This is a genomic window from Stenotrophomonas forensis, assembly GCF_028752115.1.
Classification (GTDB): domain Bacteria; phylum Pseudomonadota; class Gammaproteobacteria; order Xanthomonadales; family Xanthomonadaceae; genus Stenotrophomonas; species Stenotrophomonas forensis.
In genome coordinates this window covers 2,461,238-2,487,668 of record NZ_CP082270.1, presented here as the reverse complement: position 1 = coordinate 2,487,668, position 26,431 = coordinate 2,461,238, and the positions used below count along the sequence as shown (strand labels likewise).

At 59.9% G+C, this 26,431-nt stretch carries 33 protein-coding genes; 9 read left to right on the top strand and 24 right to left on the bottom strand.

The window, feature by feature from the left end; genetic code table 11:
• Positions 1-202: 202 nt before the first annotated feature.
• Entirely contained in the window at positions 203-2,062 is a 1,860-nt protein-coding gene (locus tag K5L94_RS11725) for a TonB-dependent receptor plug domain-containing protein (protein ID WP_274510478.1), read from the bottom strand.
• Between the two features lie 189 nt (positions 2,063-2,251).
• Positions 2,252-2,662 carry a MerR family transcriptional regulator gene (locus K5L94_RS11720; RefSeq protein WP_274510477.1) on the bottom strand — a complete coding sequence of 137 codons (411 nt, stop codon included), beginning with the start codon at positions 2,660-2,662 and terminating at the stop codon, positions 2,252-2,254.
• Positions 2,663-2,746: 84 nt separating this feature from the next.
• Here K5L94_RS11720 and K5L94_RS11715 point away from each other — a divergent pair, with 84 nt between their 5' ends.
• Positions 2,747-3,376 (top strand): cation efflux transmembrane domain-containing protein, encoded by a 630-nt coding sequence (locus tag K5L94_RS11715; RefSeq protein WP_274510476.1) that lies wholly within the window; start codon positions 2,747-2,749, stop codon positions 3,374-3,376.
• A gap of 188 nt (positions 3,377-3,564) precedes the next feature.
• Here K5L94_RS11715 and K5L94_RS21990 read toward each other — a convergent pair whose 3' ends face one another.
• The 3 genes from K5L94_RS21990 to K5L94_RS11710 form a co-directional block, all read right to left on the bottom strand.
• A complete protein-coding gene (locus tag K5L94_RS21990; protein ID WP_425507568.1) occupies positions 3,565-3,792 on the bottom strand; it encodes an antitoxin PaaA2 family protein in 228 nt (75 codons plus the stop codon).
• Positions 3,793-3,915: 123 nt separating this feature from the next.
• Entirely contained in the window at positions 3,916-4,557 is a 642-nt protein-coding gene (locus K5L94_RS21985) for a histidine phosphatase family protein (protein ID WP_425507567.1), read from the bottom strand.
• A gap of 58 nt (positions 4,558-4,615) precedes the next feature.
• Positions 4,616-4,984, bottom strand: coding sequence for a hypothetical protein (locus K5L94_RS11710; RefSeq protein WP_274510475.1), 369 nt, complete (start codon positions 4,982-4,984; stop codon positions 4,616-4,618).
• Positions 4,985-5,065: 81 nt separating this feature from the next.
• On the opposite strand from K5L94_RS11710, the gene K5L94_RS11705 reads away from it, so the two are divergent.
• Together K5L94_RS11705 and K5L94_RS11700 are read left to right on the top strand one after the other, a co-directional pair.
• Positions 5,066-5,290: a helix-turn-helix domain-containing protein gene (locus K5L94_RS11705; protein ID WP_049422337.1), complete on the top strand. Its 225-nt coding sequence runs from the start codon at positions 5,066-5,068 to the stop codon at positions 5,288-5,290.
• Positions 5,291-5,526: 236 nt separating this feature from the next.
• Positions 5,527-6,060, top strand: a complete 534-nt coding sequence (locus tag K5L94_RS11700) for an arsenate reductase ArsC (protein WP_274510474.1) — start codon at positions 5,527-5,529, stop codon at positions 6,058-6,060.
• On the opposite strand, the gene K5L94_RS11695 is transcribed toward K5L94_RS11700, so the two are convergent.
• The 5 genes from K5L94_RS11695 to K5L94_RS11675 are packed head-to-tail and all read right to left on the bottom strand — an operon-like array spanning position 6,024 to position 10,020.
• Positions 6,024-7,103, bottom strand: a complete 1,080-nt coding sequence (locus tag K5L94_RS11695; RefSeq protein ID WP_274510473.1) for an ArsO family NAD(P)H-dependent flavin-containing monooxygenase — start codon at positions 7,101-7,103, stop codon at positions 6,024-6,026. The two genes, K5L94_RS11700 and K5L94_RS11695, sit on opposite strands and share 37 nt — an antisense overlap.
• A gap of 21 nt (positions 7,104-7,124) precedes the next feature.
• Positions 7,125-8,105: a thioredoxin-disulfide reductase gene (gene trxB, locus K5L94_RS11690; RefSeq protein WP_274510472.1), complete on the bottom strand. Its 981-nt coding sequence runs from the start codon at positions 8,103-8,105 to the stop codon at positions 7,125-7,127.
• 3 nt (positions 8,106-8,108) lie between these two features.
• A complete protein-coding gene (gene arsB / locus K5L94_RS11685; protein WP_274510471.1) occupies positions 8,109-9,167 on the bottom strand; it encodes an ACR3 family arsenite efflux transporter in 1,059 nt (352 codons plus the stop codon).
• A gap of 21 nt (positions 9,168-9,188) precedes the next feature.
• Positions 9,189-9,680: an arsenate reductase ArsC gene (locus K5L94_RS11680; protein WP_274510470.1), complete on the bottom strand. Its 492-nt coding sequence runs from the start codon at positions 9,678-9,680 to the stop codon at positions 9,189-9,191.
• 25 nt (positions 9,681-9,705) lie between these two features.
• Positions 9,706-10,020 carry an ArsR/SmtB family transcription factor gene (locus tag K5L94_RS11675; protein WP_274510469.1) on the bottom strand — a complete coding sequence of 105 codons (315 nt, stop codon included), beginning with the start codon at positions 10,018-10,020 and terminating at the stop codon, positions 9,706-9,708.
• Between the two features lie 39 nt (positions 10,021-10,059).
• On the opposite strand from K5L94_RS11675, the gene arsH reads away from it, so the two are divergent.
• From arsH to arsN2, 4 genes are all read left to right on the top strand, one after another.
• Complete coding sequence (arsH, locus tag K5L94_RS11670; protein ID WP_274510468.1) at positions 10,060-10,800, top strand: arsenical resistance protein ArsH; 741 nt, start codon at positions 10,060-10,062, stop codon at positions 10,798-10,800.
• Positions 10,797-11,216, top strand: a complete 420-nt coding sequence (gene arsC / locus K5L94_RS11665; protein ID WP_274510467.1) for an arsenate reductase (glutaredoxin) — start codon at positions 10,797-10,799, stop codon at positions 11,214-11,216. The genes arsH and arsC overlap by 4 nt, the downstream gene beginning before the upstream one ends.
• Positions 11,217-11,246: 30 nt before the next feature.
• On the top strand, positions 11,247-12,470 hold the full coding sequence (locus K5L94_RS11660; RefSeq protein WP_274510466.1) for an MFS transporter: 1,224 nt from the start codon (positions 11,247-11,249) through the stop codon (positions 12,468-12,470).
• 209 nt (positions 12,471-12,679) lie between these two features.
• Positions 12,680-13,114, top strand: a complete 435-nt coding sequence (arsN2, locus tag K5L94_RS21980) for an arsenic resistance N-acetyltransferase ArsN2 (RefSeq protein ID WP_425507566.1) — start codon at positions 12,680-12,682, stop codon at positions 13,112-13,114.
• Positions 13,115-13,140: 26 nt separating this feature from the next.
• On the opposite strand, the gene K5L94_RS11655 is transcribed toward arsN2, so the two are convergent.
• The 5 genes from K5L94_RS11655 to K5L94_RS11635 form a co-directional block, all read right to left on the bottom strand.
• Positions 13,141-13,485, bottom strand: a complete 345-nt coding sequence (locus K5L94_RS11655) for a phosphate signaling complex PhoU family protein (protein WP_274510465.1) — start codon at positions 13,483-13,485, stop codon at positions 13,141-13,143.
• A gap of 335 nt (positions 13,486-13,820) precedes the next feature.
• The gene (locus K5L94_RS11650; RefSeq protein WP_274510464.1) at positions 13,821-14,303 is read right to left on the bottom strand and encodes a hypothetical protein; all 483 of its coding nucleotides are present in this window, start codon (positions 14,301-14,303) and stop codon (positions 13,821-13,823) included.
• Positions 14,293-16,620 carry a hypothetical protein gene (locus K5L94_RS11645; RefSeq protein WP_274510463.1) on the bottom strand — a complete coding sequence of 776 codons (2,328 nt, stop codon included), beginning with the start codon at positions 16,618-16,620 and terminating at the stop codon, positions 14,293-14,295. Before K5L94_RS11645 ends, K5L94_RS11650 begins: the two co-directional genes overlap by 11 nt.
• Complete coding sequence (locus K5L94_RS11640) at positions 16,617-17,906, bottom strand: site-specific integrase (protein ID WP_274510462.1); 1,290 nt, start codon at positions 17,904-17,906, stop codon at positions 16,617-16,619. The genes K5L94_RS11645 and K5L94_RS11640 overlap by 4 nt, the downstream gene beginning before the upstream one ends.
• Before the next feature lie 243 nt (positions 17,907-18,149).
• Positions 18,150-19,229 (bottom strand): tyrosine-type recombinase/integrase, encoded by a 1,080-nt coding sequence (locus K5L94_RS11635; RefSeq protein WP_274510461.1) that lies wholly within the window; start codon positions 19,227-19,229, stop codon positions 18,150-18,152.
• Positions 19,230-19,516: 287 nt separating this feature from the next.
• Here K5L94_RS11635 and K5L94_RS11630 point away from each other — a divergent pair, with 287 nt between their 5' ends.
• Both K5L94_RS11630 and K5L94_RS11625 read left to right on the top strand, forming a co-directional pair.
• Complete coding sequence (locus K5L94_RS11630; RefSeq protein ID WP_337999978.1) at positions 19,517-19,945, top strand: DUF3653 domain-containing protein; 429 nt, start codon at positions 19,517-19,519, stop codon at positions 19,943-19,945.
• Positions 19,946-20,012: 67 nt separating this feature from the next.
• Complete coding sequence (locus tag K5L94_RS11625; RefSeq protein ID WP_180878362.1) at positions 20,013-20,420, top strand: hypothetical protein; 408 nt, start codon at positions 20,013-20,015, stop codon at positions 20,418-20,420.
• A 101-nt stretch (positions 20,421-20,521) separates the two neighbouring features.
• On the opposite strand, the gene K5L94_RS11620 is transcribed toward K5L94_RS11625, so the two are convergent.
• From K5L94_RS11620 to K5L94_RS11580, 9 genes are all read right to left on the bottom strand, one after another.
• Positions 20,522-21,205 (bottom strand): TraX family protein, encoded by a 684-nt coding sequence (locus K5L94_RS11620; RefSeq protein ID WP_274510459.1) that lies wholly within the window; start codon positions 21,203-21,205, stop codon positions 20,522-20,524.
• Entirely contained in the window at positions 21,205-22,470 is a 1,266-nt protein-coding gene (locus K5L94_RS11615) for a zonular occludens toxin domain-containing protein (RefSeq protein WP_274510458.1), read from the bottom strand. The genes K5L94_RS11620 and K5L94_RS11615 overlap by 1 nt, the downstream gene beginning before the upstream one ends.
• A 1-nt stretch (position 22,471) precedes the next feature.
• Positions 22,472-22,783, bottom strand: a complete 312-nt coding sequence (locus tag K5L94_RS11610; RefSeq protein ID WP_274510457.1) for a DUF2523 family protein — start codon at positions 22,781-22,783, stop codon at positions 22,472-22,474.
• Between the two features lies 1 nt (position 22,784).
• Entirely contained in the window at positions 22,785-24,215 is a 1,431-nt protein-coding gene (locus K5L94_RS11605) for a virulence factor TspB C-terminal domain-related protein (protein ID WP_274510456.1), read from the bottom strand.
• Between the two features lie 110 nt (positions 24,216-24,325).
• Entirely contained in the window at positions 24,326-24,556 is a 231-nt protein-coding gene (locus tag K5L94_RS11600) for a major capsid protein (RefSeq protein WP_274510455.1), read from the bottom strand.
• A gap of 8 nt (positions 24,557-24,564) precedes the next feature.
• Positions 24,565-24,768 (bottom strand): hypothetical protein, encoded by a 204-nt coding sequence (locus K5L94_RS11595; RefSeq protein WP_180861049.1) that lies wholly within the window; start codon positions 24,766-24,768, stop codon positions 24,565-24,567.
• A 3-nt stretch (positions 24,769-24,771) separates the two neighbouring features.
• Entirely contained in the window at positions 24,772-25,050 is a 279-nt protein-coding gene (locus tag K5L94_RS11590; RefSeq protein WP_274510454.1) for a single-stranded DNA-binding protein, read from the bottom strand.
• On the bottom strand, positions 25,032-26,087 hold the full coding sequence (locus K5L94_RS11585) for a replication initiation factor domain-containing protein (RefSeq protein ID WP_274510453.1): 1,056 nt from the start codon (positions 26,085-26,087) through the stop codon (positions 25,032-25,034). The genes K5L94_RS11590 and K5L94_RS11585 overlap by 19 nt, the downstream gene beginning before the upstream one ends.
• A complete protein-coding gene (locus K5L94_RS11580; RefSeq protein WP_274510452.1) occupies positions 26,077-26,397 on the bottom strand; it encodes a hypothetical protein in 321 nt (106 codons plus the stop codon). Before K5L94_RS11580 ends, K5L94_RS11585 begins: the two co-directional genes overlap by 11 nt.
• Between the last annotated feature and the right edge of the window lie 34 nt (positions 26,398-26,431).

The following is a 26,431-nucleotide window of genomic DNA, read 5'->3' as shown; positions in this document are numbered from 1 at the left end:
GCAATGGAACGGGGCTCGCCATGCGGCGAGCCCCGCAGCGCTACTCTTAGCTCTCCAACACGATAAAGCAGGATTTGAGTGATTTTGGGAAGCTTCAGAAGGAGCATGCTGAGCACTCCGCTCACCGCGAGTGCGGCGGTGCCAGCCAATTGATAGATTTTCCACGACACTCGCCGACGTACCGCTCACGCTGAGCCGCGCCCTAGAACTTCATCCTGACGCCGCCGTTCACCACAAATCCTTCCAGCGGCGCCCACGCATCCACGGTCCACTGGCCATCGTCGGCGCGGCGAGGCCGCAACATCGGGTTGTAGCCGCTCTGGCGGACGTTGAGGATGTTTTCCAGGTTGAGGAACAGGCTGACTCTTCCCAGCACGATCTCTCCCAGCGCACCGACTTCCAGATACGGTCGGCTGCGTCGGCGCCAGGGATTGTCATCCAGCGCTTGGATGCCGGTGTAGTACGCCTCGAGGCCTATGCGGCCACGGTCATGCTGCTCCCACATGGCAACCAGGCCTGCGCTATGCCGGGGTGTGAGTGAAACCAGACGGCGGCCGGCGCCTTCCTCACCAGGTTCGCGCGCATCGGTGTAGACATAACTGCCGGTCACCGTGATGTCTTGCCAGCGATAGCGCAGCAGCAGTTCACTACCCCGTGTGCGGGTGACGCCCTCCACATTGGCCAGTTGCACACGTTCACCTGGGGCGGTCGCAGATTCCACCAGGCGTACCGCATGGTCGATGTCAGATGCGAACACGCTGAGATTCATCTCCCAGGGGCCATGCACATAGCCTGCATCGATGGACCCGGTTGTAGCGATTTCCGCGCGAAGGCCGGTGAGCGGCTCCAGGCGTGACAGGCCAGCGGCTTCGATCTGCTCGACGAAGGGCGTGGGAGCGTAGAAGCCTCTGCCGATCGACGCGCGCAGGGTCCACTCGTCAGGGCGGAACAACAGTGACACGCGGGGACTGAAGTGCCCGCCATAGGCGCTGTGGTCATCCCAGCGCGCACTGCCGGAAAGCGTGAGGTCATCGCGCAGCGCCTGCTCGGCCTGCACGAACAGGGCGGGCACGGTGTAGCGGTAATCAAACTGCGGGTATCTGGCGGAACGGAACCGGTCCTGCTGCGCGGCAATGCCCGCCAGCCAGCTGGTGGCGCCTACGCCGGACGCATAGCTGATTTCCGCAAATCCGGTCTGATGGGTGTCGTTGTCCTGCTCAGGGCCATACCCGTGGTCGTGATCGGTGGACATGGCCGATGCGCGCAGCTGCAGGCGGTCGCTCTCGCGCACTGGAACATCGACCACCGCGCCGGCATCAACGCGCTCCGTGCGCTGCGTGAGAGCGAAGGGCTGCCCGTCGTGCGCCCATTGACCGGGCAGTGTTCCGCCCAGCCGACTCTCGCGCATAGCGCCTGCCGTCAGCAGTGCGCGCGCTCCGTTTTCCGATTCCCAGAACAGCCGCGGCCGGACCGTGGCACGCTCGTAGCCCGGGATGTCGGCCCAGCCGTCTCCGTCCAGGTCCTGCCGGTCCTGCCGATGGTAGCCACCCACCACAGAAAGGCCCCAGTGCTCGGCCAGCGGCCCGGCTGCGTAGCCGGTTACGTCCTGCCCGCCACGGTTGGTGGCATTGAGCAGCATTTCGGCCTCGGCGGTTTCCTTGGGCCGGCGCGATATCAGGTTCACCACGCCGCCCAACGCTGCCGGACCGTACAACGCCGACGCGCTACCCTTGATGATCTCGACACTGCCAAGGTCGGTCGGGGGAATCTGCAGCAGGCCGATGGACGATGACTGGCCGCCGTACAGCGGCAGACCATCGGCCAGCAGTTGGGTATACCGGCCGCGCAGGCCCTGGATGCGGATGTTGGATGCGCCCATGCCCGGCGAGGTGTTCTGCACCCGCACGCCCGCCGTCTCGGCCACAAGCATGGAGACGTTGCCCGGCGACATCAGCAGCTTCTCTTCGATCTCTTCCTGCGACACGACGTCAACCCGGATCGGTTCGTCGGAAACGCGACGGCCTGACCGGGTTGACTGCACCACCACCGCATCCAGCTCCACGGCCTCGTCGTGGTGGTCGTCGTGCGCGGCGGGCGGTTCACGCGCATTCGCCGGGGCAAGGGCGGACAGCAGGGCGGCGCTCAGCGCCAGGGCCAGCGGATGAGGTAATAAGGTCATGTGTCGTCAGGGCAGCAAGGCCACGCGGTGGCGAAGTAGCCCGGCGTTGTAAACCTTGATGCGGCTACAAGGTCAAGCGGGAGACTGCGGCTGAAGGGCTTCCAGCACCCTGCAATCGGCCACGCGGCCGCCCGGGCAATTGCCGATCATCCGCTCCAGCTCGCCCTGCAGCGCCTGCAGGTCATGGATCCGGCGCGTGATGTCCGCGATATGCGCCCTCACCACCGCGTCCACCGAACTGCACTCGTGTTCGCGCTGTTCACCCAAGGCAATCAACTCGCGAATCTGTTCGATGGGAAACCCCAGTTCCCGGGCGCGGCGCACGAACGAAAGACGCCTCTGGTCCTGGCTGCCGTAGTAGCGGTAGTTGCCCTCAGACCGCAGCGGTGGCTGCAGCAAGCCGATCTTTTCGTAATAGCGGATGGTCTCGGCCTTGGTGCCGGTCTGGCGGGCCAACTGGCCGATGGTGAGATGGACGGACATAGGCTTGACCTTGTAGCGGCTACAGGGTTGATAACGGCTGCCTCACCTTTTTTCAAGCCCGGGCCAACCCGGCGGGAGACCCCCATGGACCGTTGCTGCGGGCACAAGCGCCAGGAACTGGAAGCGTTGGCCCTCCATACCGCGCAGCGGCGCGTACTGGTGGCGGTACTGCTCATCAACCTGGCGATGTTCTTCATCGAGTTCGGCGCGGGCATCGTGGCGCACTCAAGCGCCTTGCAGGCCGATGCAGTGGACATGCTGGGCGACGCGATCGTGTACGGCCTGAGCTTGTGGGCGGTGAGCCGGGGTGCACGCTGGGAGGCCTGCGCAGCCCTCGCCAAGGGGCTGCTGATCCTGGCTTTCTTCTTCTTCATCGTGGTGGAGGTGGCCAGTAAGCTGGTCCACGGCGTGCCACCTTCGAGCGGCTTGATGCTGCGGTTTGGTGCCATCGCGCTGGTGGCCAATCTGATTTGCCTGGCATTGCTGTGGCGGTTTCGCGCACTCAACATCAACATGAAAAGCACCTTCGAGTGTTCCCGCAATGATGTCGCCGCCAACATTGGTGTACTGGTGGCCGCCGGTGGCGTTGCGGTAACCGGAAGCGGCTGGCCGGACATCGCCGCAGGCGCGGTGATCGCGCTCCTGTTCCTGAAATCCGCTGTGGGCGTGATTGGCGAGGCGTGGCCCACGTGGCGTGCAGCAGCCAAGCGGTGACGCCACTGCATTGGGTACGAAGAGTCACGTTGCGAATGGAGCATGAGACTCGGATTACTCGCCACCGCGATAAGCAGGCGAGGCCTGACGACGGTCACCGACTAGAATCATGACCCCCGTTGTGTCCGCGCGTAGCTAGCAATAGAGGTTCTTGATTGAGTTCTGGGCGTGCAGCAGAAGCGGCTTGGCTATTTGCGTCCACGATGGCCTACATAGCCCTTGGCAGAGCTCCGCTTTCCCGCCTCATGAAGGCGACTAATGCGCTCTTCCATGCGACGCTCAACTTCCGAATGTGGAATGCTCGGGCGAGTCCCTGCAAGACTTGCCGCCACCTTCTCATTCAGCCACGCATCGTAGGACGAAATTCTATCGTCGCCATTTGGCTTCCCTGAGTTTCGCTTACCTTGATCTTTCATACTGACGTTGTAGCTCGATAGGATCGGGGGGGGGGCATGAAGTCGGCATCTGCAACTTTCACGTCTGCGTTTAGTGCTCCAGATGGAACCCTTGCACAGGAGAAGCCAAACAGCTGAGGGGCGTTACCTAACTTGCGTTTCAAGCTCAGGCCATCGCTCGACACCTCTTCCCGACCGGACGCTGGATCGAGGGATCCGAATTCCCTCGCAGTGACGGATTGGTCTACGCATATCCAGATCGCGATAGGCTCGCATCCCGGCTCTTGATGCGGGCGTCCCGCTGAATCGGCCCAGCCAGAAGATCATCTGAAGGAACTGCCCATGACTGAAGGCAATAACATGTGCTTCGTCAGTTCCCGAATCAAACAAGCTAAGCGCGCTATACGCTCGCTCGACCAGCATGGAGAACGATTCGGCACCGGGCCCATCCACGTAGTCCGGATCTCCGCGCCGCCAGTACTCATCCACCCACTGCTTTCGCTCAGCAGGGGTTGTTCCCGCACACTTGCCAGGGCATAGATAGGTGAACTCCTGTAAGGGCTGCTGCTGGACAACGAGACCAAACCGCTCTGCAGTGGGAGATGCCGTCTGAAGTGATCGCAGGTAGGGGGAGCTCCAGACAGCTATCACTGGGGACGGGAGCGCGGACTCCGCCAGCTGCCTGGCCTGCGCCTCGCCCGCAGATGTCAAGGGAATTGATGCAGGATCGTGCGTTACCAGGCCGGCATTTGCCGAGCTTTCTGCATGTCTAATCAGCGTTAGCATTTCCCACACCCCTTGATCGGGCCCGTAGCGGGGCCGCCTTATTTCGCCCCTCTGAGCATCACGCGGACTTCGGTGACTTCAGTCGCGGGCGAATACGCTTTGCCCCGATGATGAGGTCTGTGTTGGCATCAAGAAAGGCTCCCATGTCGCTGCGTCGTTGAAGCACCTTCGCAGGTATTTCAATGTTCAGCCTCCGTGCAATCGATACGGCATAGCTCACCTGGGCAGAAGTCGGAGGCTTCAGGTCCCAGTCGAGACAATCCGATAGGACTGGTAAGAGACGCCTCGAGATTCGAACAGCAAATTCCTGCCGCTCGGGATCGTGGGCGAGACGCTCCCATTGCTCCTGTATGGCCTCAAGCAGGCCAGGCGAGGCGGCTAGATCTAGCAGGAGGTCGTAATCGGGATCAATTAGAAGCAGCGCCATGGCTTCGCCTGATGATACCTATAAGTAGTCTACCTTTGAGGTGGTAGCTATAGAAGTAGCCGAGGCCCAATCCTGTGCGCCATGCAGGAAGAGAACTTCGCCCTCCGACTTGGCTCCGCCATTCGAACCAGCCGACTGGCGACCGGCTGGAGCCAAGAGCGATTCGCGGACGCGATATCGATGCATCGCGCCTACTACAGCGCGATAGAACGCGGCGAGAAGAACATCACCCTTGGCACTCTGATCCGGCTTGCCAATGGGCTAGGCCTCCGGCCTTCTGAGCTTCTTGCTGCTGCTGAGCTCTAACCTGACAGGAAGTTGGAAGATGGCACAGGCCTTGACGCCCTTCATCTCGTCTGCCCCAACTCCCTATCGGGGTCCATGAGCTACTGAAGTCGGGCAGGGGAGGGGTACCGCCACTGCCAAATGGAGGAGAGTCCTCCCTTGACCGATTGCCAACGCCAATCTCAGCAATCGGCGTCATTGAATTGAAACAATAGGGGCAAATAATTCGATATTTCTAGATCTATGGTATAGATCATATGCGTAAGCTGAACATCCTTTTTCTTTGCTCGGGCAACTCGGCGCGAAGCATTCTTGCCGAAGTGCTCGCCAATCATCTCGGCCGCGCCCGGCTTCATGCACACAGCGCCGGAAGCCACCCCAAGGGCCAGGTGCACCCAATGGCTCTGCAGGTACTTCAAGAGGTCGGCCTCGAAACTCACGGGCTCTCCAGCAAGCCGTGGGAGGTCTTCGCGGGTACTACCGCAAAGCACATGGACCTGATCATTACGGTCTGTGATCGCGCAGCTGGAGAGACATGCCCGGTTTGGCCTGGCCAGCCGATTACGGCGCACTGGGGCATTCCTGATCCATCTGCCATCACCGGCAGCGACGAGCAGGTGCACAAGGCATTTCTTGTGGCACTTCATCAGCTTCAGCACCGCATAGCGCTGCTGCTGGCACTCAAACCTGAAGCACTGGATCGGATGACACTGCAATCTCACGTACGCGATTTGGGCGGTGCCGAATTGGTGCGTCAGCCTGCGGGGCGCGATGGATCATCCGCCACATAGGCTTGGACTTGCTTCACCACCTCACGCGCATATCGCGTCACTCCAATCAGCGTTGCGGACGCCGACCCGTTCCAGTCTCCGTAGCCCAATAGCCAGACAGAGGGCACAACGATAGACCGAAGCTCGCTCTCGTCCAGATCCACACGCCCCTGCCCATTGATGACGCCCAGGCCTTCTAAGTGCGATAGGGCAGGACCAAAACCGGTGCACCAGATCACCGCATCAAAAATGCGGTGGCTGCCGTCAGCCCATTCCATACCAGTTGTCGTGAAGCGTATGGGCGGAGGAATCGAGTTCAGCACTCCGCGTTCGCGGGCGTCCCGAACCGACGGCACCATGACGATATCTCCAAAGCCCCCGGGCAGCTCGGGGCTGCGTCCCTCCTGCCGAGCTCTCCATCTCTCAGTGGCACGCTCGAACAGTACGCGTCCATCGACATCGTCCGGCAGGAAGACTGGCGGTCTCTCTGTGATCCAGGTGGTCTCGGCCACTCTGGATACCTCCGCCAAGATCTGCGCGCCGGAGTTACCCCCACCAATGATGGCGACACGCAGGCCGGATAAAGGGGCAGGGCTGGAGTACTGAGCTGAGTGCAGCTGGATGCCCCCAAATACACCTAACCCCTCGTACGGCGGAATGTAGGGGCAGCGCCAAGTACCTGAGGCGCTGATCACCGCAAGCGATCGCCACCGCCTGCCATCGGCCGCATCCACCACTAGCCGACCGTCTGAGTGACGGACCCCCTGCACCTGTACCGGACGAGCAATGTGCAGCGCGTACTTTTGCTCATATCGTGCCAGGTAATCGAGTATCTCGGCTCGTGTGGGGTAGAGCGCCTGACTCGTCGGCATCGGCCAGCCAGCAATAGAGCTCCAGCTTGCCGGTGAGAACAGGCTGAGCGATTGCCAAGCATGCTGCCACGCCCCTCCTGGCGATGTCTCCCCATCTAGAATGATGTAAGACAATCCGCTGCGTCGCAGAAAGTAGCCTGCTGACAGCCCGGATTGGCCACCCCCAATTACCACAACATCAACGCTATCCATCCATGCTTTCCCATGCCAAGGCTATGCAGCTTGCTGCAGCTGAGCGAAGCCCATAAATGCATCTAGGTACCGCTCGGCATCCAGTGCGGCCATGCAGCCGAAGCCGGCCGAGGTGATCGCCTGGCGGTAGTGCTGGTCGGCCACGTCGCCGGCGGCGAACACGCCTTCCACCGAGGTCTGGGTGGCATTGCCGCCCAGACCCGAGCGGATCTCCAGGTAGCCGTTGTTCATCGCCAGCTGGCCGTCGAACAGGGTGGTGTTCGGGTGGTGGCCGATGGCCACGAAGAAGCCGTGGGCATCGATGTCGCGGGTGCTGCCGTCCAGGGTGGACTTCACGCGCACACCGGTCACGCCGGCGTCGTTGCCCAGCACTTCTTCCACCTGGTGGTGCCAGACGGTCTCGATCTTGCCTTCGGCCACCTTCTTGAACAGCTTGTCCTGCATGATCTTCTCCGCCTTCAGCGTGTCGCGGCGGTGGACCAGGTAGACCTTGCGGGCGATGTTGGACAGGTACAGGGCCTCTTCCACGGCGGTGTTGCCGCCACCGACCACGACCACGTCCTGGTCGCGGTAGAAGAAGCCGTCACAGGTAGCACAGGCGGACACGCCGCGGCCCTTGAATTCTTCTTCGGTCGGGATGCCCAGGTACTTGGCGGTGGCGCCGGTGGCGATGATCAGCGCATCGCAGGTGTACTCGTGGCTGTCGCCGATCAGCTTGAACGGGCGCTGCGACACGTCGGCGGTGTGGATGTGGTCGAAGATGACCTCGGTCTCGAAGCGCTCGGCGTGGGCCTGCATGCGCGCCATCAGGTCCGGGCCCATCAGGGCGTGGGCGTCCCCCGGCCAGTTGTCCACCTCGGTGGTGGTCATCAGTTGGCCACCCTGCTGCAGGCCGGTGATGACGACCGGCTTGAGGTTGGCGCGGGCGGCGTAGACGGCGGCGGTCCAACCGGCCGGGCCGGAACCGAGGATAAGCAAGGGGATGTGTCGAGTCGCGCTCATGGCTCAATGGCTCCTTGCATCGCCAGGAAAGTAGCGCTTGCCCAGCCGCAGGGCGACATGGACCAGCAGGATCAGCACCGGCACTTCCACCAGCGGACCGATGACCGCCGCGAAGGCGACCGGCGAGGCCAAGCCGAAGGCAGCGATGGCAACGGCGATGGCCAGCTCAAAGTTGTTGCCCGCCGCGGTGAAAGCGATTGCGGTGGTGCGCGGGTAGTCCTTGGCAATGAGCTTGCCCAAGAAGAAGCTCAGGACGAACTGAATGATGAAATAGAGCGTCAATGGGATTGCGATTCGCACCGCATCCATTGGGATACGAAGCACATCGCCTCCCTTCAGGCTGAACATGGCGACGATCGTGAAGAGCAGGGCAGCTAGAGTGATCGGACTGATCGCCGGCAAAAACTTTTCCTCATACCAGCGCACGCCCTTGCGCGCCTTGAGCCAACGGCTGGTAAGGAACCCCGCAAGGAAGGGGATGCCCAAGTAGATCAGAACCGCCTCGGCAATGGTCCAGAAGCTGACGTCAATGACGCTACCCTGTAGGCCGAACACTGGCGGCAGCCAAGACAAGAAGAACCACGCATACACACTGAACAGCGCTATCTGGAAGATCGAATTAAAGGCCACCAAGCCCGCCACATACTGCCCGTCACCACGGGCAAGCTGGTTCCAGACCAACACCATGGCGATGCAGCGTGCCAAGCCAATCAGAATAAGGCCGGTCATGTATTCGGGGTAGTCGCGCAGAAACAACACTGCCAGCCCAAACATGAGGAACGGACCGATGATCCAGTTCTGCAGCAGGGAGAGCATCAGCACGCGCTTGTCGGCGAACACCTTGGGAAGCTCTTCGTACTTCACCTTTGCAAGCGGCGGATACATCATCAGGATCAGCCCAATCGCGATCGGGACGTTGGTCGAGCCTATAGACAGGCTGTGGAGCGCCTTGGGCACGCCGTCGAACATTGCGCCCAGGCCGACGCCCAAGGCCATCGCCATGAAGATCCAGAGCGTTAGGTACCGGTCCAGGAAGGACAGGCGAGGGGAATCAGTGGTCATGGTAGGTCTCGAGAAAAGCGATTAATCGATCTGCGCAATCGGGTCGAGGCGGGCCTTCAGCGCCGTGCGGTCGTCCCAGGCGCTTTCGGGGATGTCGAGGAAGGCCTGGAGGCGTCTCTTGATGATCTGATGTGCGCGATCGAAGGCTCCTGCCTTCTCCGCATCCGAACCGCCGACGCCGGCGGGATCGAACAGGCCCCAATGGACGCGTACGAAGTCACCAAACACCACCGGGCATGCCTCGGCGGCGGCGCTATCGCACACAGTGACGATCAGATCCATCGCAGCCGAATCAGCTTCGGCAAATTCGTCCCAAGACTTGCTTCGCATTCCATCGACAGGAAAGCCTTCGCGCTGCAACTGGGCAATTGCAAACGGATTGACGCGACCGGCCGGCTGGCTGCCCGCACTGAAGGAGAGATAGCGCCCTTCGCCCCATTTTTTGAGAGTCGATTCAGCAAGCACGCTGCGAGCAGAGTTGCCAGTACACAAGAACAGAACACGACGGATCATTTGAGCTATCTCAATGAGGGGAAGGTCAGCAGCCAGCGGGACGTTCGCAGGCTTGCTCGTCGGCACAACAGTTTTCGGTCAGGTAGGCCACAAGCGCGTTCATCGCATCGAACTCAGCTCGATAACAGATCGTGCGACCGCGCTGCTCAGCGGTGATCAACCCGGCCGCCAGCAACTCCTTCAAATGGAAGGAAAGGGTGGCGCCAGGAAGGGAGAGGGCTTGGGCTATGTCGCCCGCAAGCTTCCCGCCACCGCCCGCTTGGACCAGCAGACGGAAGATCGAAAGTCGGGTGGCGTGGCCCAGGGCAGCCAGAGCGTGGGTTGCGTTTTTATGTTCCATGCTTCTAGAATAGTCGAAGCGAATTAGCAGGACAACCCCGTGCAACAGCTTCCCAACCTCGTCCCCGGCGCCTTGGACCTTCCCTCGGTCGAAAAGCTGAACGAACCCAATCCCGCGCCACATCGGCCCCGCATCTTGATCCTGTACGGCTCCCTGCGGCCGCAGTCATTTAGCCGGAAGCTGGCTTTGGAAGCGCAGCGGTTGCTGGAGCACTTCGGGGCTGAAACGCGCCTATTTGATCCGCACGAGCTCCCGATGCTTGACTCGGTGCCAGCCTCCCACCCCAAGGTCCAAGAACTGCGTCAGGCCTCATTGTGGTCCGAAGGGCACGTGTGGGTCAGCCCGGAACGCCATGGCACCTTGACCGCTGCGTTCAAGAACCAAATTGACTGGCTGCCACTGGAGGAGGGGAGCGTACGCCCGACCCAAGGTCGCACTCTGGCAGTGATGCAGGTCTGCGGTGGCTCCCAGTCCTTCAATGTGGTCAACGCTTTGCGCGTTCTCGGCCGCTGGATGCGGATGGTCACGATTCCGAACCAGTCCTCAGTAGCCAAGGCCTGGCAGGAGTTCGATGACGAAGGACGCATGAAGCCTTCGGCCTACTACGATCGCGTCGTGGATGTGATGGAGGAACTGGTCAAGTTCACGCTCCTCGTGCGTGGCCGCAGTGACTACCTGGTCGATCGCTACAGCGAACGGAAGGGGGCTGTCGAAGCAGCCGCCCTGACCGCCGCGGCCGGCGTCGTCGAGACTGCATTGAATGAAAAGGAGAGCGCATGAACGCTGTCATCTATCACAACCCCAAGTGCGGCACATCGCGAAACACCTTGGCGCTGATCCGCCATGCCGGCATTGAGCCTGAAGTCATTGAGTATTTGGTCGCTCCACCCAGCCGAGCGCGCCTTGTCGAGCTGATTGCCGCCGCCGGATTGGATGTTCGCAGTGCGATCCGCCAGAAGGGGACGCCATATCTGGAACTGGGGTTGGACGATCCCGCGCTGAGCGACGAGGCGCTGCTGGATGCCATGCTGGCCAATCCCATTCTCATCAATCGACCCTTCGTCCAGACCACGATGGGCACACGCCTGTGCCGGCCGTCTGAGGTGGTCCTGGACATCCTGCCAGAAGTGCACGAGCCGTTTACGAAGGAAGATGGCGAAGTGGTAATCGATCAGGACGGGAAGCGCATTCGCTGAGCAGCTGAACGCCAGGGAGAGTTCGAGAGCATGCAAAGCACGCCCAGCCACTCGCAAAGGCTGCCCTGGCTGATCGTTGCACTGGGGGCGGGCCAGATCATTGCTTGGTCCAGCAGCTATTACTTGTTGGCCGTTCTGGCGCTTCCTATGTCCAGAAGCACTGGCTGGTCGCTCGGGCTGCTGGTCGGAGGCCTCTCCACTGGGTTGATCATAGCCGGACTGCTGGCTCCTCTGGCCGGTCGTACCATCGACAGGCGGGGAGGGCGCGCCGTGCTGGCGGCCAGCTCGGCAGTGTTTGCCCTGGGTTTGGTGGTGCTAGCCAGGTCCCACTCCCTAGCAACCTATTACCTTGGCTGGGCGGTACTGGGCATTGCCATGTCTGCGGGCCTGTATGACGCTGCATTCTCAACGCTTGGACAGCTACTCGGGGCAAAAGCGAAGCGATCGATTGCCGGCCTGACCTTGGTGGCCGGCTTTGCAAGCACGCTCGGCTGGCCCGTGCTGACCTACCTTGACGACACCATGGGATGGCGCGGAGCGCTGTGGGCAGCCGCCGCATTCAACCTGCTTGTTGCATTGCCCATCCACTTGCTCGCCATTCCAAAGCGTCAGGCTCTTACTGCGTCAGGCCCGGATCAGCCAGCAACCGTTGCCGCCCGCCCCAATACTGCAGCAACCATTTCGGCTGCAACACCGCCTACACACTGGCTTGTGCTCATCGGCCTGCTGCTGACCTGTCAGGCAGCGATCATGGCGACGCTGTCGGTGCATCTGATTGCATTGCTGGGTGCCATCGGACTGGCGCCCTCGCTGGCCCTTCTCGCCGGGATGATCATCGGCCCCGCACAGGTTGTCGCTCGCTTGCTTGAGATGTACTGCGGGCGAGGCGTGCACCCCACCTGGTCTGCGCGGGCAGGAGTTGCTGCGACCTTGGTGGCTCTTCTGCTGCTACTCACCGGATACCCGTGGGTCGCGATCATTGCATTCGTGATTTACGGTGCCGGCAACGGGATCCTCACGGTGGCCCGTGGCACCCTTCCGTTGGCCGTGATCGGATCGGCGGACTACGGCAAGACTATGGGCCAACTTGCTCGGCCCATGCTTATGGCGCAGGCGGCGGCGCCGCCGCTTGCAGCCGTTGCATTGGAGCGCACCGGACCTACCTGGCTGATCTGCCTATTGGCGCTGCTCGCCACCGTTTCCTTGGTCGGAAGCCGTTGGCTGCCAGTCAAGATGGAGGGCATGCGCCATTGAATGTGGCTGAGCATCGGCTCACTGGCTGCGACACGCTCCAGGCAGTGAAGTAGCCCAGGGTCGCGCCAGGAGGAATGAACTCGGATGACGCGCAAGGCTAGTCAGCCCTCCGCCTACAGGGCATCCTCGCCGGAAGTCCTCTCCTCTGAAATCCCCCCGGGAAGGAAGCGCCGAGTCCCCTTCAATGACGAACGCAAGGCCGACCAATCGTGGCTACATCAATCAGACCCGCATTGCTAAGTACTGAAGTGATTGAGCTACTCAAAGAGCTGAAACTTCCTACAGAGGACCTTCTCGAAAGGCCAGATCGAGCCATCTTCCATGCAGTATTTGAAGACCACGAACTCTGTGGTGTGGTTGCAATGGAACCTCATGGCCATCTGGCCTTGCTCCGCTCGCTCGCCGTGAAGAGACAGCACCAACGAAACGGATTTGGGCAGGCCCTTGTTGCTCATGCAATCGAGGTTGCGCGGAAATCAGGCATAGAGGTGGTCTACCTTTTAACAACTTCATCGAGCCACTTCTTTCAGGGCGTTGGCTTCAGCATCGTCGCAAGAGATGCCGTTCCAATTCAGATACGCGAGACGAGCCAATTCTCCACACTGTGCCCCGCCACATGCGCAGTGATGCGCAAGGAGCTCTAAGAGCGCTCACAAGAGCGCTCAACCAATCACGGTCGGTCGAGTTGAGCAGCTTGCTGGTCCTTCGACAGCGCGACAACACTAGACGCTATCTCTGTCGCGTGATCACCAATCTTCTCAAGATTCTTTATGACGTAGAGAAGGTGAATGAGCCCTACGGCGACCTGGTCTTGCTCGGCAATTCCCTGAAGGATCTCCTTAAACAGAATTGAATGCAGGCCAGAGATGGCAGCGTCATGCTTGAGAACGCGCCCCGCCAGCTCTGCATCTCGCTTCTCGAACGCTACACAAGCGTCTCGGAACTGAATCTGGGCGAGTTCGATCATCTCCAGAAGTGACCCAATCAAATCTTCCGTGGGGCCTGCCCAGGTCATATCCTGCAGATTGTTGCTCTACGGCCCTACCTAGCAGAACGACCTTCGTTTCGACCCGTGCAAGCTCGGAATCCAATGAGGCATGAGGAATTCCTTCCATAGCACTCTCCAGGCTCGATTAGCAGACAGTCAAATCGTGATCCGGATGCTGTAATGTCCCAGTGAAGCCTGCGACCGGCCCCTATCTGCAGGAGCATAAGTTCCAGTGACTGACTTGGACCACATCTAGGGCGCTAGACGGGTGCGCAACTCCTGGCGCGTGCAAGGCTCGAGCCCATGCGACCTCCTTCCACCATGCCGCTGAAACGAGTATCACCGACCTAGGTCTCTCGCTGTCAGCCTTCAGAATTGCGCGACTGAATTGAGCTGAGCTGCGCTACTGGCAGTGCACCGAGATTCACGAGTTGCTCCCGGGACTCACGATACACGCTGTAGAACGACGACCACCTGCTGTACCCACCAAGCTCACCCACTGCCCGAAGCAGCGCAACGTGAGACGCGGTGAGAAGAGCAATCTGTGACTCCAACTTTTCTATGTAGAGATCGCGATCCGCGAGCGCCGCTGCAGCTTCGGTGCTAGCCAGCTTTCCAGGTCTTCCGCACCATTTTCGGTACTCAGCTTGCCGCTCCTGATACTGCGACAGAAGGCGACTACGTTCTTTGCTTCGCGTAATTGATGACGCGGCATTGATGCCAGGATGCAACCGAGCGACGGCACGTGCAGTGATGTTCACATCGCGGGATAGAAGATCATCAAGAACCACCAGCATTTCAGGATCAGATTTCTCCTGGCTTCCATCCAAACTATCAGTACTCATCGATAACTCCCTTGCGGCGGGGAAGTGAAAGGTCCGGACCATCGGGAAATGGCTTCTCACCATAGGGTGTGTTCAAGAGCATGCGTACGCCATCAAGCCTAACCTTCGCGTGGCTGATCTGATTGGTTCGTCCAACGCTATTTGATGGCCTGCCTTCCGCCAGTTCAATCGCAGCAATCAGCTTCACTTCTAGGGATCGAAGATGAGACCGATTCTCTGGCAAGTTAGTCGCCGAGAGATGCCGACAGCCCGAGAAGCACTCCAGGTGTTTCGGACAGGGATCTACGGTGAAGCTATTCAAGCAATGACCATAGGGCGTTGCGTGAAATCCGTCGGCCTCCACCTTCAGGAACTCGAAGGCAGCCGCATCGCCTTCTTCACTCTGTATCCTCTTGAATGAATCCACGATTGGACCTGTGGCCCGACCAGCTTGTATCAACTTTGCGACCGTGCTCGCTTTGTCGCCAAGTGAGGTTTCAACGTCGACAGGAAGCTCCAGCTGATCCAGATCCTCGGCGAGGCTACGATGATCATACACATAACTCTGAGCGACACTTCGACGATTGAAGCGCTTTGAGATTATTGTATCTGCAACCCCGAGGCGAAAAAGCTCCGTGTTCTGCAGGTGGCGAAGGGAGTGCGATGTTAGTGTTGAGCTGCGATCTTCATCGGACCCGCCATAGCGGGTGAATAAGGTTTCATTAGACTTTTGCTCGCCAAGGTACATGTTGACAAGTGAGGGGTCAGGTCGCCCGACAGAGAAGTACCGCGTTACATCGCATAGACCATCATTTCTCTCTTCACTAAGAGATCGTTTCGGGTGAAGGAAGAGGAACTCCCAAGGAGCGAATCTGCGATCCACCAGCTCAAAGTATTCTGTATCAGGAAGCTTGGAGGTCGTCATCGTCCGAACATAGCTCTCGACATCCTCGACCCTTACAAAAACAGAGTGTAGATCGCGGCCGGCACGGAATGGCAAGGGCTCTCCTCTAGAATCCCTGAGCACCAAAGGGTGATTGCGAGCGTCCGCGAGCCTTCGAAAGTACACCTCAATGGCAGCGCTGGGCTTTGCATCCCTCTGAGCTAACATCTGCATCTGTGTGAGCTGAACCTCATCAAAGAGATCACTTGAATAATTCTTGCGGCAAAGGGCTATCCATTTCTGCCTGAGGCCGCTTGGCAAGTCGAGCCAGAAGGAATTTCCAGTTAGGTGGGGATAGATCTGAGTCGCATGAACAAGGTCGCAAGGCTCAAAGCCGGGGAACAGGCGCCCCGACTCGGTCTGCATGCGCAATGTCCTTCTCATTGGGGCGGTAATTGCCTCCGCACGGCTTAGAGTGTCCGAAACAATCTCCTCAAATATCGCCGGTACGTAGTGCGTCTTCTCGATTAGAGCAGTGCTTTTCGCTGCCTTTGACCGCTGCTTCTCCGCAAAGTGACGAATCATGAGCGCCTTCGAGAATCCGCCTAGACGATCCGCAGACTTGCCTCCCGCGTCGTAATAGTGACGCTCGGTGCGCCAATCCGCCGGCAATGAAGTGGCCTCACCAATTCTGAAACCAGTAAGAATCATCGTTCGAATCGCTGCAAATCGCAGTTCGTCCATGAAACTCAAGGGTTGCTCCGTCATGACAATTCTCACCAACTCCCAGAATGCGCGACGTTCCGGCAGGCGCTCAGAGGACTTCCGATCCTCAAGACTCTCCCTGATCTCGGACTGCGACTTAAGATAGCTGGCACGTTGGCTCTGGCGAGGTTTGATTCGTTGAGAAGACAGGGCAGGGGAGAGCGGGCCATGATCCGATAGGTGATTGCCATCGAACACGACCCTAACAAGTCCAACGATCAGGTCCCTCAGCTTTCCTGATGCCTGGAGCCTACCCCCGACCTCCATTGCTGTAGAGATGTCGTCAATCGAGATGTCCCATGGTTCTGTTTCACCAACACAAGTAGCCAGAACTCGAAGGGGGCGTACCACATTGTTCGCCACATGGCCGGGCGAATTCCGGCGCATGAAGACCTGCTCCAGGACCGTCGCTTTGATAAGATTTTGCCAGCTCTGCGAAAGAATGACAGGCTCGCGCATAGGTAGCGCGCTAGACAGACGAATCTCGTTAAGGACAGCAAGAGCTGCAGGCTCTGACCCGAAGTGCCGGAGATATAGCTTAGGAGTGACCCCGCCGGCCAAGGCTGTGATGTTCCACTCATCGCCCCTGACCGCCGATCCAGTAGCGTCTAGAGCAATATCCCACGTCAGGAGTTGAGCTGCGGCAATTTCCTTTCCAAGCTGGACAAATGCCTTGAAGTGAAAGCTCATTTGCCAAGATCCTCCAGTTCCGCGACAACAGCCTTGACATCGGAGATTGTTCTCTCCAACTGAAGATAGGTGGGCGAGACCGAGTCGCTACGCGACGAATCGAGGAAGAACCTGGCGATTCCGCGAAGATCATCCAGAACCTTAGAATGCATTTCTACGTCTTGGACGGGCATGAACCTTCTGCACCCGTAGCACGACATTATTGGATTGAAGGGGCAAGCCGGCTGGCCTGATGTACAACCACCTATTCCCGCGATCGCCACACCGTGCGGAACTCCAGCAATCTGTTGGTCACCCTTGAGCCGAGCGAGCTCCTCCGGCGTGATGTATCGATGATGAGCTATGCTCGCCACGCGCTGGTAGATCTCTGATATCCCGAGCGCTCGATTCACCCGCTCGGCCTGATTTATGGACGTCTCGTAGTAGACAAGCGCTGTCGATGAATTTGAGTGACCAAGAAACTCGGCCAGCTCTTCATGACTGGCGCCAGCGTCCACCAGTCGTTGAGCGGCAGTGTGGCGGAGGTTGTAGGTCGACTCATCGCCCCCCGTTAATCTCCGCAACAGCGCGCTGATGCGCAGGCCAGCTTCATACGAAGATCCAACGCCAAAAGCTCTATCCGCAGCTTCCGCGCCATTGGATTGCGCTAGCATACTGAGAGAAACGAAGATGGAAGCCCACTCAAACTTCACTCGGCGCAACAGCGCCTTGGCTACCACATTGCTTCTCTGCTTCACCATGCGGAACGTCAGATGGACCGACGGAGTTTGGCCCTTCGGATCGGCGCGAATCCGAATATCACGAAAGGTAAGCGACGCGATTTGCACGGGCCGCATTGCAAATTGATAGGCGCAAAGCAGCATTGCAGCATCTTGTAGCGATACTTCATCGACCTTGCCCCCATCCAGGCTGCAGGCAGACTCATCCAGGAAACGCACAACCGCCGCTTCCGCCTCGGCGGAAAGAAATGCACCACCGGACCGAACTACCGCGTACTTGTCGTAGAACGGCAAGGGCAGGGTGGTGAGCAACTCCAAGTAGTCTTCTGACCACCCGTTCAGGCGATGCTTCGAAAGAAGATGCAGCATCGCCTTGGCGCATGCGTATGTGTGCCTGGGAAGATCTAACTCCATAAAGCTAGCCCAAACTGCCGCAACTCCCGCAGGTCCAGCCGACAGCAACCTACTGGCATACTCCGGAGAAATATTCCTTCCAGCAGACACATACAGCAATGCAGTTACTGAAGCGACATCCTCCCCGATTAGAAGCACGAAAACGTGCTTCATTAGCTGAGCAAGGTGCTCGGAGCTGTACTCAAAGGAGAGGGGAGTGACGCGTCCCGCGTAGTGGACACCTACCTTGCTACAACTTGCAATGTCCCTTATGGAACGTTGCCTGTCATCAAAATCATCGTGGTATCGGACTAGTGACGGCAGGGCGGGGAGTGAGGCGACGACCTCACGTATCACACCCGAATCACCTGCAGGATAGGCCTCTTTGGATAGATCCATGTCATACCCCCGGCATCTCTAGAAGTTAAGCGCCCTCAGGACATCAACCCTTGCGTCAAACTCGCTGTTCCAGACGGTCGACAGGCGATCCTCGAACACCGCTCGGGCATAGTGGACCGGCATCTGCGACTCCCTTGACCATCCAAAGAACGAACGAAGCTTCTGCAGGGCCTCGTCCATGCAATCGCCCTGACCGAGCAATTGATTCAGCCGCATCACGGCGCACGTGTGCCTTAGATCGTGAGGTGTAACGGTGATTCTTCCGTTGCGATCACTGAGATCCTTGATGACGGACCTGGGAAGGCTCATGGACACCTTCGCAAACATCTTCGTCAATGACTCTGTAGAAAGCGGAGTGTTCTGCTGTGTGTTCAAGAGAAATGCATGATTGGGCCTGCCTCGGAAGTTCTCCACATAGACCTGAACCATCCCCGCGACCATGTCGCTTACCGGAAGCTGACGAAGGGCGTTGGCTGACTTGATGCTCGGCCGAGAGTAACGCGGATCGTCATCGTTGGAGTACTTGCTTTCCTTGATGTCGAGCCAATTTCGAACTCGGCCCAGCCTTTCATCAAAGCCTCCCTTTACAGCATCTGCTGATAGCAGCAGAACTTCTCCGCGCCGTAGCCCCTGATGAAGCATCAACAGAAATGCAAGGAAGGCAAGCCAGCGCGTGCGCTCTCGTGGAAAGGGATTCGCGCACGATGAAGGGTCAAGCGTTTCGTACAGCGCCGATACCACGCTCGCAGGCAGAGACCGCAGTTGAGTTGTGCGCCGGCGTCCTTGAACATGAAGCTGCCCATAGAGGTGCGACATCCGGTGCAGCCTCGTCTCCATTTGTCGGAGACGATCTGCTGGAAGCGACGTCTTGGATAGCCTGGTAATGACGGACGTTGCGAAGGAGTAGCCAGTCTTCCAGCGCGCATCATCCGCTTGCCCCGCGAGCGGCCGATTCTTGATTGATACGAACCAGGACTCCAGCACCTCTGACAGACGAGCGTCGTCCATTGAGCCAAGAGCGTCATCCAACGAGCCGTGGCCGAACAGAGCGTCAGCATGGGCATAGAGGCTCTCAATGTGTCGGAGCTTCTTGATCAAGCTGGATCGAGCGAGTGATGACCCCTCCATGAGGGCCCAGACGGTCGCCCAGTACCTAGGAAGTCCGTGAGCGTCATCCACGAGTACTGGGCCGTGGAGCACGCTGGGCACTTGAACACCGCTAAGCTGCTGGAGCAAGACGTAGTCCTCGCTGCACTGGCCAGGGAATTTGTACCATTGATCAAGCTTGCGTTGCGGTGCCTAAGCCATGAACAGGGGCTTCAACGCAACAGAAGTAAAAGTACCAGCTTTGCGCATAATGTATATTATGTTCAGATCATCTTGGGGTGGCTGGCACGTCTCTTGCCGCTGCCCCGGCACCTACTCTGGCATGGAGCCTGATCGTGCGTGATCGGAACCTGACCGGCCCTTGGGCCGGTTTTTCGTTTAAGGCTGGCCGACTTGTCACCCCAGAGGGCCGCGAACTGGAGCCGCAGGATCTGGCGTGGCTATCGCTCACTGCGGCGCAGGCTCAGGAATGGCGGCGGATGATGGGCGAACTGCGCAACGATCCTCGATCGGGACACCCTCGGAACCGTTGCAGCACTAAGGCTGCCAGAAACACCTTTCCTGCAGTACCCGCCGATGTGATCGAGGTGGCCACCTTGATGGCCCGCCGACAAGAGCGGTTGTCCAGGGTGATGGCTGGCCCTGACGCCAAGCCGCCGACTGCGGTCCTGCCGGTACCGGGGCCGAGGCGCCGCCAGCGCGTGTGAGGCGATTCCGTAGGGGCGGTGCCCCTACACCCCGGCTAGAATGCGCGCAGGACGCCTTGGGGGACGTATGGAACGCGAACGACCAGACTACCTGCAACCAATCCCGCGCACGCGGTGGGAATTCCCGTGGCTCGGCATGTGGGCTGTTTTGCTACTGGGCATGGCTGGTGCTGGAATCTGGCTGCACCTGAAGACGGGAGACGCGTGGAATGCGCGGTTCCAATCACAGCCTGACCATCAGGCGGCAGCACAACGCCCCGTATCGCCAGCGACGACCGATGCCGTCGAATCGGTACAGCCTGCATCAGCTGAAGAGGAACGACAGCAGTTGATTGCTGAAATCCGGCTGCGCCGGGCAGCTGCCGAAAGGGATGCCGCGGAACGAAAGCGTGAGGAACTACGCTGCATCAGTGGCGTTGCCTTCCGCCGCATTCCAGGCGGATGGGAGAATGTGCCGGGCATGCCCTGCCCCTAAGCGGCCAGCCCCGTCCTGGCTTTAACGCTGGCCATGACGCCGGAAGGCCCGATCCATCCATCGGGCAATCCAGTAGTGAAGATCAAAGTAGCGGCGCATGCTCATGGCCGCAGTATAAGCACTATCAGCCCGAGGCACGCCAGATGCCCCACGTAGTAGCCGTAGAAGACCCATCGCCCGCGTGGCACCGGCCATGCCACACTCGATAGGACAAGCATCACTGGAATCGCGAGCAGCGCCCAGGCATTGCCGTTGTACCAGCAGAGCAGGCCCATGCAGCACCAGAGCCAGTATGGGAACGCCCTCGCCATTGGATCCCATGTGCCGAGCATAGACCGGACCGGCCGGCCACTACCGCAGTTGGAGAACCAGAACCAGCCCTCCACAACGAGCCATACGCCCGCCCACTGGTAATCGACCACCAGAGGTGCCACAAAAAACAGTGCTGCGGCCAAGGCCCATTTGCGACTGGCGTAGGCCCATATGCAGCTCGCAGCCGCGGCGAACGTGAGCAGGATGTTGAGCGGCAACCAGTAGCCGAACACTAGCGCGTGCACCGGCTGCGCGATCACCCCCCACATACTGAGCCTGCGCACCGACTTGCCCACATCGGCGCCTGGCTGGGCGAGGTTGTAGGCCATCACCAGAGCGAACAATGGGAATGCCACCCTCCCCGCCTCGCTCAGCACCGGCACGTAGCCGCCGTAGATCACTTTTGCAACGTGGTCTCCCGTCATGAGAATCACGGCCAGCCACTTCAACACTTCGCGAGCGCTACTGGTCATCAAAGGTCCCGCGTAGTAGGCGGAAGAACTGAGCCGTTCTCGTACGGCGCGGATTCTGGGAACGTCCCCAGCGCACGCGTTTGCTTTTGAATCACGCTCCCTGCCACACCGACAGGTTGTGATTGCATCCTATCGTCCGGGCGATCCATGCGCTCACTTCGACGTTCCTCTGAGCGCTCGCGATACGGGTTATAAACGGGGCCGTTTCGCGCCAGCGTTCGACATTCGGGCTGGCTCAGCTCATACGCGGTTCCTTGTTCGGTCAAGCAACGACAAGTCCCCTCTTGGCGCACGCCCTGCGCATCAAGCCCCTCTAGCGACGACATGCACACCAGCTGCGGATCGGAGCGCGCTTGTCGCTCATCAAAGACTGGCGCAGTCCAGGGCATGGTGCTGATGCGGGGCAGATGGTCTTTGGCGTACGCAGCGGCTGACGGCCAGCGCGGCGCTTCCTCTCTCGCGCCTGCTGGGCGGGACGGCGAAGGGGCCGCATCGGCTGACGCCGATTGCGCCCCCTCTTTCCCCGGCGCACCCGTCAACGATGACGACCGTAGCGACGTATATGCCCAATAGGCGCAAACGGCGGCAACCACGATCATCACCGGCAGAAGCACCACCTTGAGCGGAATGCGCGCCTTGATCGTGTGCACTTCTGCCGACTTGTACTGGCCGTATATCTGGGAAGGCAGAAGCCGCGTCGTGCGTTGGGCCAATTCACGCTTTGCGGACGACTTGATTTCCTCGTTCAACTCGCCCCAACGATAGACGTCGATCATCTTGGTTCCGAACCGACGAACCACATGTGCGTGAGAGCCGATCAGACCGCGAATGAACGGATACAGCTGATTCGGCTGCTGCGTTGTCCAGACGAAGTCAATGCCCCGGTGCCGATGCTCGCTCAACGCAAGAACGTGCTTGGGCGTTTTCTGATTCGTCGCGTTGTGCAGATGACCGAAGTACTTCCACGCCTCATCAACGAAGATCAACGCACCATCCGGAACCAACGTATGGGCATGCGGAGGCCGGGGAATCGGGGTGCCATCAGGCGTGAACTCGATGCCGCAAACACAAGTGCCCTCGACAGTTTGGTCAATCTCATTCCAGCGTGTCGGGTCATCCAGAACCGTCGCAAGTCCAGGACTCAGGCCATTGATGCCAGCTGCGAAGATCGGCCGGCTAGCGGCCTTGGCCTCTGCAACGAGGCGCTCCATCATCAACGCCGTTTTGCCGTTTCCCGGCTGGCCGGTGAACAGTTCGATAGGCATATCAGGTCCGCTTCGTCAGGAACGTCTTTGCAGCGCCAACAGCGAACTTTGCAGTGACCGCTGAGGCGATCATGGTGCAGGCCACATCAAACTTCATGATTCCCGCGTACGCCACGACCAGTGCGCCAAACTCTCCGCCGGGTGCGCCTGCGCGCATTGCCTGCTCCATCTGGTCAATCCATGGCTGAACCAAGAACTCATTCGTTGCCCAGGACAAGCCCAGCCATACCATGGCCTCAGCAACCCACGGCCCCCACTTCGACCGAAACAGCGCCGCGAGCGCCGTCAGCAACGTACTGATTAGCATTGGCATGTCACGCGTCCCTAGTTGCGATGATGCGAAGTGAACCCAACGCGGCCAGACCCAACACGAAATATCCGCCGAGGATCAGCCAGTTGCATATCGGCGCGGTATTGATCTGAATAGAGTTGCCGAAAACATCAATGCTTGGCGGTTGCGGACAGGAGCGCCCCCAGCCATATCCACCCGTATCAGGCTTGATTGGTGTACCGCTACGCGGTGACCACACATCAGAGCTAGGCCGATCCGGGGCTGTTGTGACGGAGCCGCCAGTGCCAGTAAGCGCATCACGAATCGCCTTTACATCAGCCCCGTCGCCCCCGCCGTTACCAGTGCTGGATGCCATCTTTTCCAGAGCGCAGGCGGAGCGCCACTGCATAAGAAGCCCTGCATACTCCATGGCGTCGCACTTATCTCCGGTGCACACAGGCATAGCGTTGCAAAGTCCGCCAGCGATGTTGCGGTTCCTGCGCGTATTGCAGTCGATGCGCCATTGGATGCGAGCTTGACCGCACATGATCGGGGAACCACTACAAGACGGTGGTGTGCTGCAGTCATCGCCGCCGGAGAACGAATCATTCGCCCCCGGCTCATCTGGCTTGCCATCGCCGTCGCCGTCCTTCTTACAGGTGCCATCAGGCCCGCGAACCTCGCCTGCGGCACATTGGCCGTCACCCGGAAGGCACTTTCCATCAGGCGATCTAACCTGGCCTGCGGGGCACTCGTTCGCGGCCTTCTTGCACGTCCCGTCCTGCTGCTGGACCGTTCCAGAAGGGCAAGGCTCAGGCTCACACTTCCCCAGAGAATTTGCCTTACCGCCCCCCTTACACGATGGATCCGGCGGCTCACACACGCCGATCCCCCGATTGTGGTAATAGCCGCCGCCGGGCACTGCCTTGGCGCAGTCATCGTCACTGTCGTAATCATCGCCGGTACACGTCTTACCGAGCGCCTGCCCGTTGACGCTGCCATCGGCGTTATCTGTCCAGATCGTCTCGCAACCAAGGTCGCAGGAGAGAGAGCCAGATCGTGGCTTGATGTTGCCGTTCGGATACGAGCCGTTGTAGTTCGTTCTCGTTGAACACTTCTTGGTGATCGGATACGCAAATGTGCCGTGCTTCGGCGACCATGCCCAAGTCACGTTATCGGGCAGCAAGTACTGGCTCTGCCCCTCGAATATTCCCTGAGTGGTCTGCACTCGATGCGGGCAGCGCGGGCTGCGAGTCGTATTAGGTCGAGCGCTCACGTACTGACCAATGTAGGCCATGCACGCAGCGTACGCCGTGCCTTCATCGCTGTAGTTCTGCGCGCGCACGGAGAAAGGCAGCAGGCTTGCCGTAAACAGGACTGCGACAAGAAGAACGATACGGGGCGCGACGGCTGCGCAGGCGGCCATGCGAGTCAACCAGCGCATCAGTTGAAATCCACAAAAATGATTGCGCATGCCACCAGCCATGCGCCGAGCCAGATCCAACCTTCCATCCCAAGCCCCCTGCCCTGTCCAGGGCGTAGAAAGACCGGGGGGAGGGAGTCGGCCCTTCCCCCCGGGTGCCGTTACATCGCGCGGCGCACCCACTTGTAGACCTTGATGGCCACCAGCACGCTCAGCACGGCAATGCCGATCTGACCGATCGGGCCGAGCGCCGCCGTGATCGCGGAGACGGTTGCACCCACGTCCACACTTCCACCGCCCGAGGCGAACGCCGGGGCAGATGCCAGCGCAGCGGTACCGACAGCCGCCAGAGCGGCACCCTTGCCCTTCTGGGCGTTGAAGATCTTCTGCATGTGTCCTCCTAGGACTGTTCGATTTTCTTGCGGATAAGCCGGAACACGAAAGCCACAGCCCAGAGAAGCGCGATCTTTGCCCCGATGGCCTGTGCATCCTCAATCGGCAGTTCCGGCAGTAGTGCCGGCTGAGGAATCCAGATCACAGCCGTGCAGGTCCCCGTAGCCGTGTCCAGGTCGGCTTCGCGGCATGCGGGGATCAGCACGGCCATGGCTTACGGCTTCGCCGCGACTGCTGCGGCCTTCGCCTGCAGCGGAACCAGATCCACGTAGCGCTTCAACACCAGATCGCCGTACTGGCTCAGGGCGAAGGACTGCGGGTCAATGTCGTACTCACCCGGCGGGTACGGCGGGCGCGAGCCGAGGCCGACACGGAAAGGCAATTCGAAGCCGTTGCCCAGGTCGAGGCCAACGGTCTGCGAACGATTGATGGTGTTCTTGGCTGCGTTGTGCCGCTCTTCAACGGCGGCAGACTTCACACGGCAGATGGGCATAGTTCTTCCCTCACGAAACGATGGAGTGCGTCACCCTTGGCGATACCGCGAAAGCGTCCGGGGTGACCATCACGGACGATGCGGGCCTCGCAGAAGTCGGACCATGAATCTCCGAACGCTCCGCGCAGAACACTGAGAGCCGGGCCTACCTGACGCTCCATCCAGAGCACCATTGCCTCGGCAGAAACTTCGACGTGCTTGCGGATCGTGCGCAGTCGAGTGCACACGCCCTTGATGAGGTCCTGCAATGCACTGTATGAGCCGCGCAGGTAAGCGCCGGGGTTCAACAGCACGTCCAGCGGGATTTCCATGTGCTTGCCGTACAGGCGCACTTCCGCGCGAACCCAGCGCGATGACGGCAGGCCTTCGGCCTTGCCCTTCTCATACACGCACAGTTCCTTGTGGCCTTTGCCGCCGACATACAGCGTGCAGCCGGTGTTGTGACCTTCATCGGAAATGAAGCGGTGACGCGGGGGGCATCCGCCCTCGGTAAAGCCGCCCTGTGCGGCAACCTCACGGAGCGCATGCACGTTCAGGCGTTCGCCTTCGTAGTCGTCGTGCGCGCAGTCAACACGGGTGATCTTGGCGTCGAGCATTGAGCACTGCTTGTAGACCTGCGCCCAGTTTCGGACCCACTTGCAACCCATGCCGGTCAGGCTCAGACACACGGTGCTCTTCTTGCCACCGATGCCGACACGGCCAACAACCTCGTTTTCCCGGTCGATCAACACCGCAGACTGCTCGTAGAAGTTCCAGTTCTTCTCACGAATCGCACCGGCAACAACTTCGCCACGGAAGCCGAAGATGCGGAACAGCAGGAGGTCGAGCTTCTTGCAGTTCACCTCTTCAAGGGCGGAGAGCGGGACCACAATGGTCAGGTAGTCGATGATTGCGTCCTGCTGACCCTTTTGGCCCGTGTTACTCCCCGGGCCAATTGCCGCCGCTGCCAGCTGCCCCTTTTCACCGGGCGAAAGCGGGGAAAAGCCCCCTGCCCCGCCAACGACAGCCATGCGGAAGCGAGCGCGATCAACGGCCACGGTTCACCTCGTCGCGCGTGACCGGGTCGAGGTCGTAATCACGACCGCCCATGAAATCGGAGGCCTCCCACATGCCCGGCAGTTCGCGGTCGTAGGCGGAAGGGTCGCGCTGGTATGCGGACTCGTCGTCCGCGGTCCAGCCGGTAGCGTCCAGTTCGGCGCGTGCCTGGGCGACGATGGCCGCCTCCTTGGCGCGCTGGACGGCGGCACGATCACGCCGGTCCAGCAGCCACGAAACGACGCGAGCGGCACCGATGAAGGCGGTGGCGATGGCCGCCAACAGGGCGAAGGCGAATAGCGGCTCGGTCATGCCAGAATCCCCCCGATGAACTGTTCGCCACAGG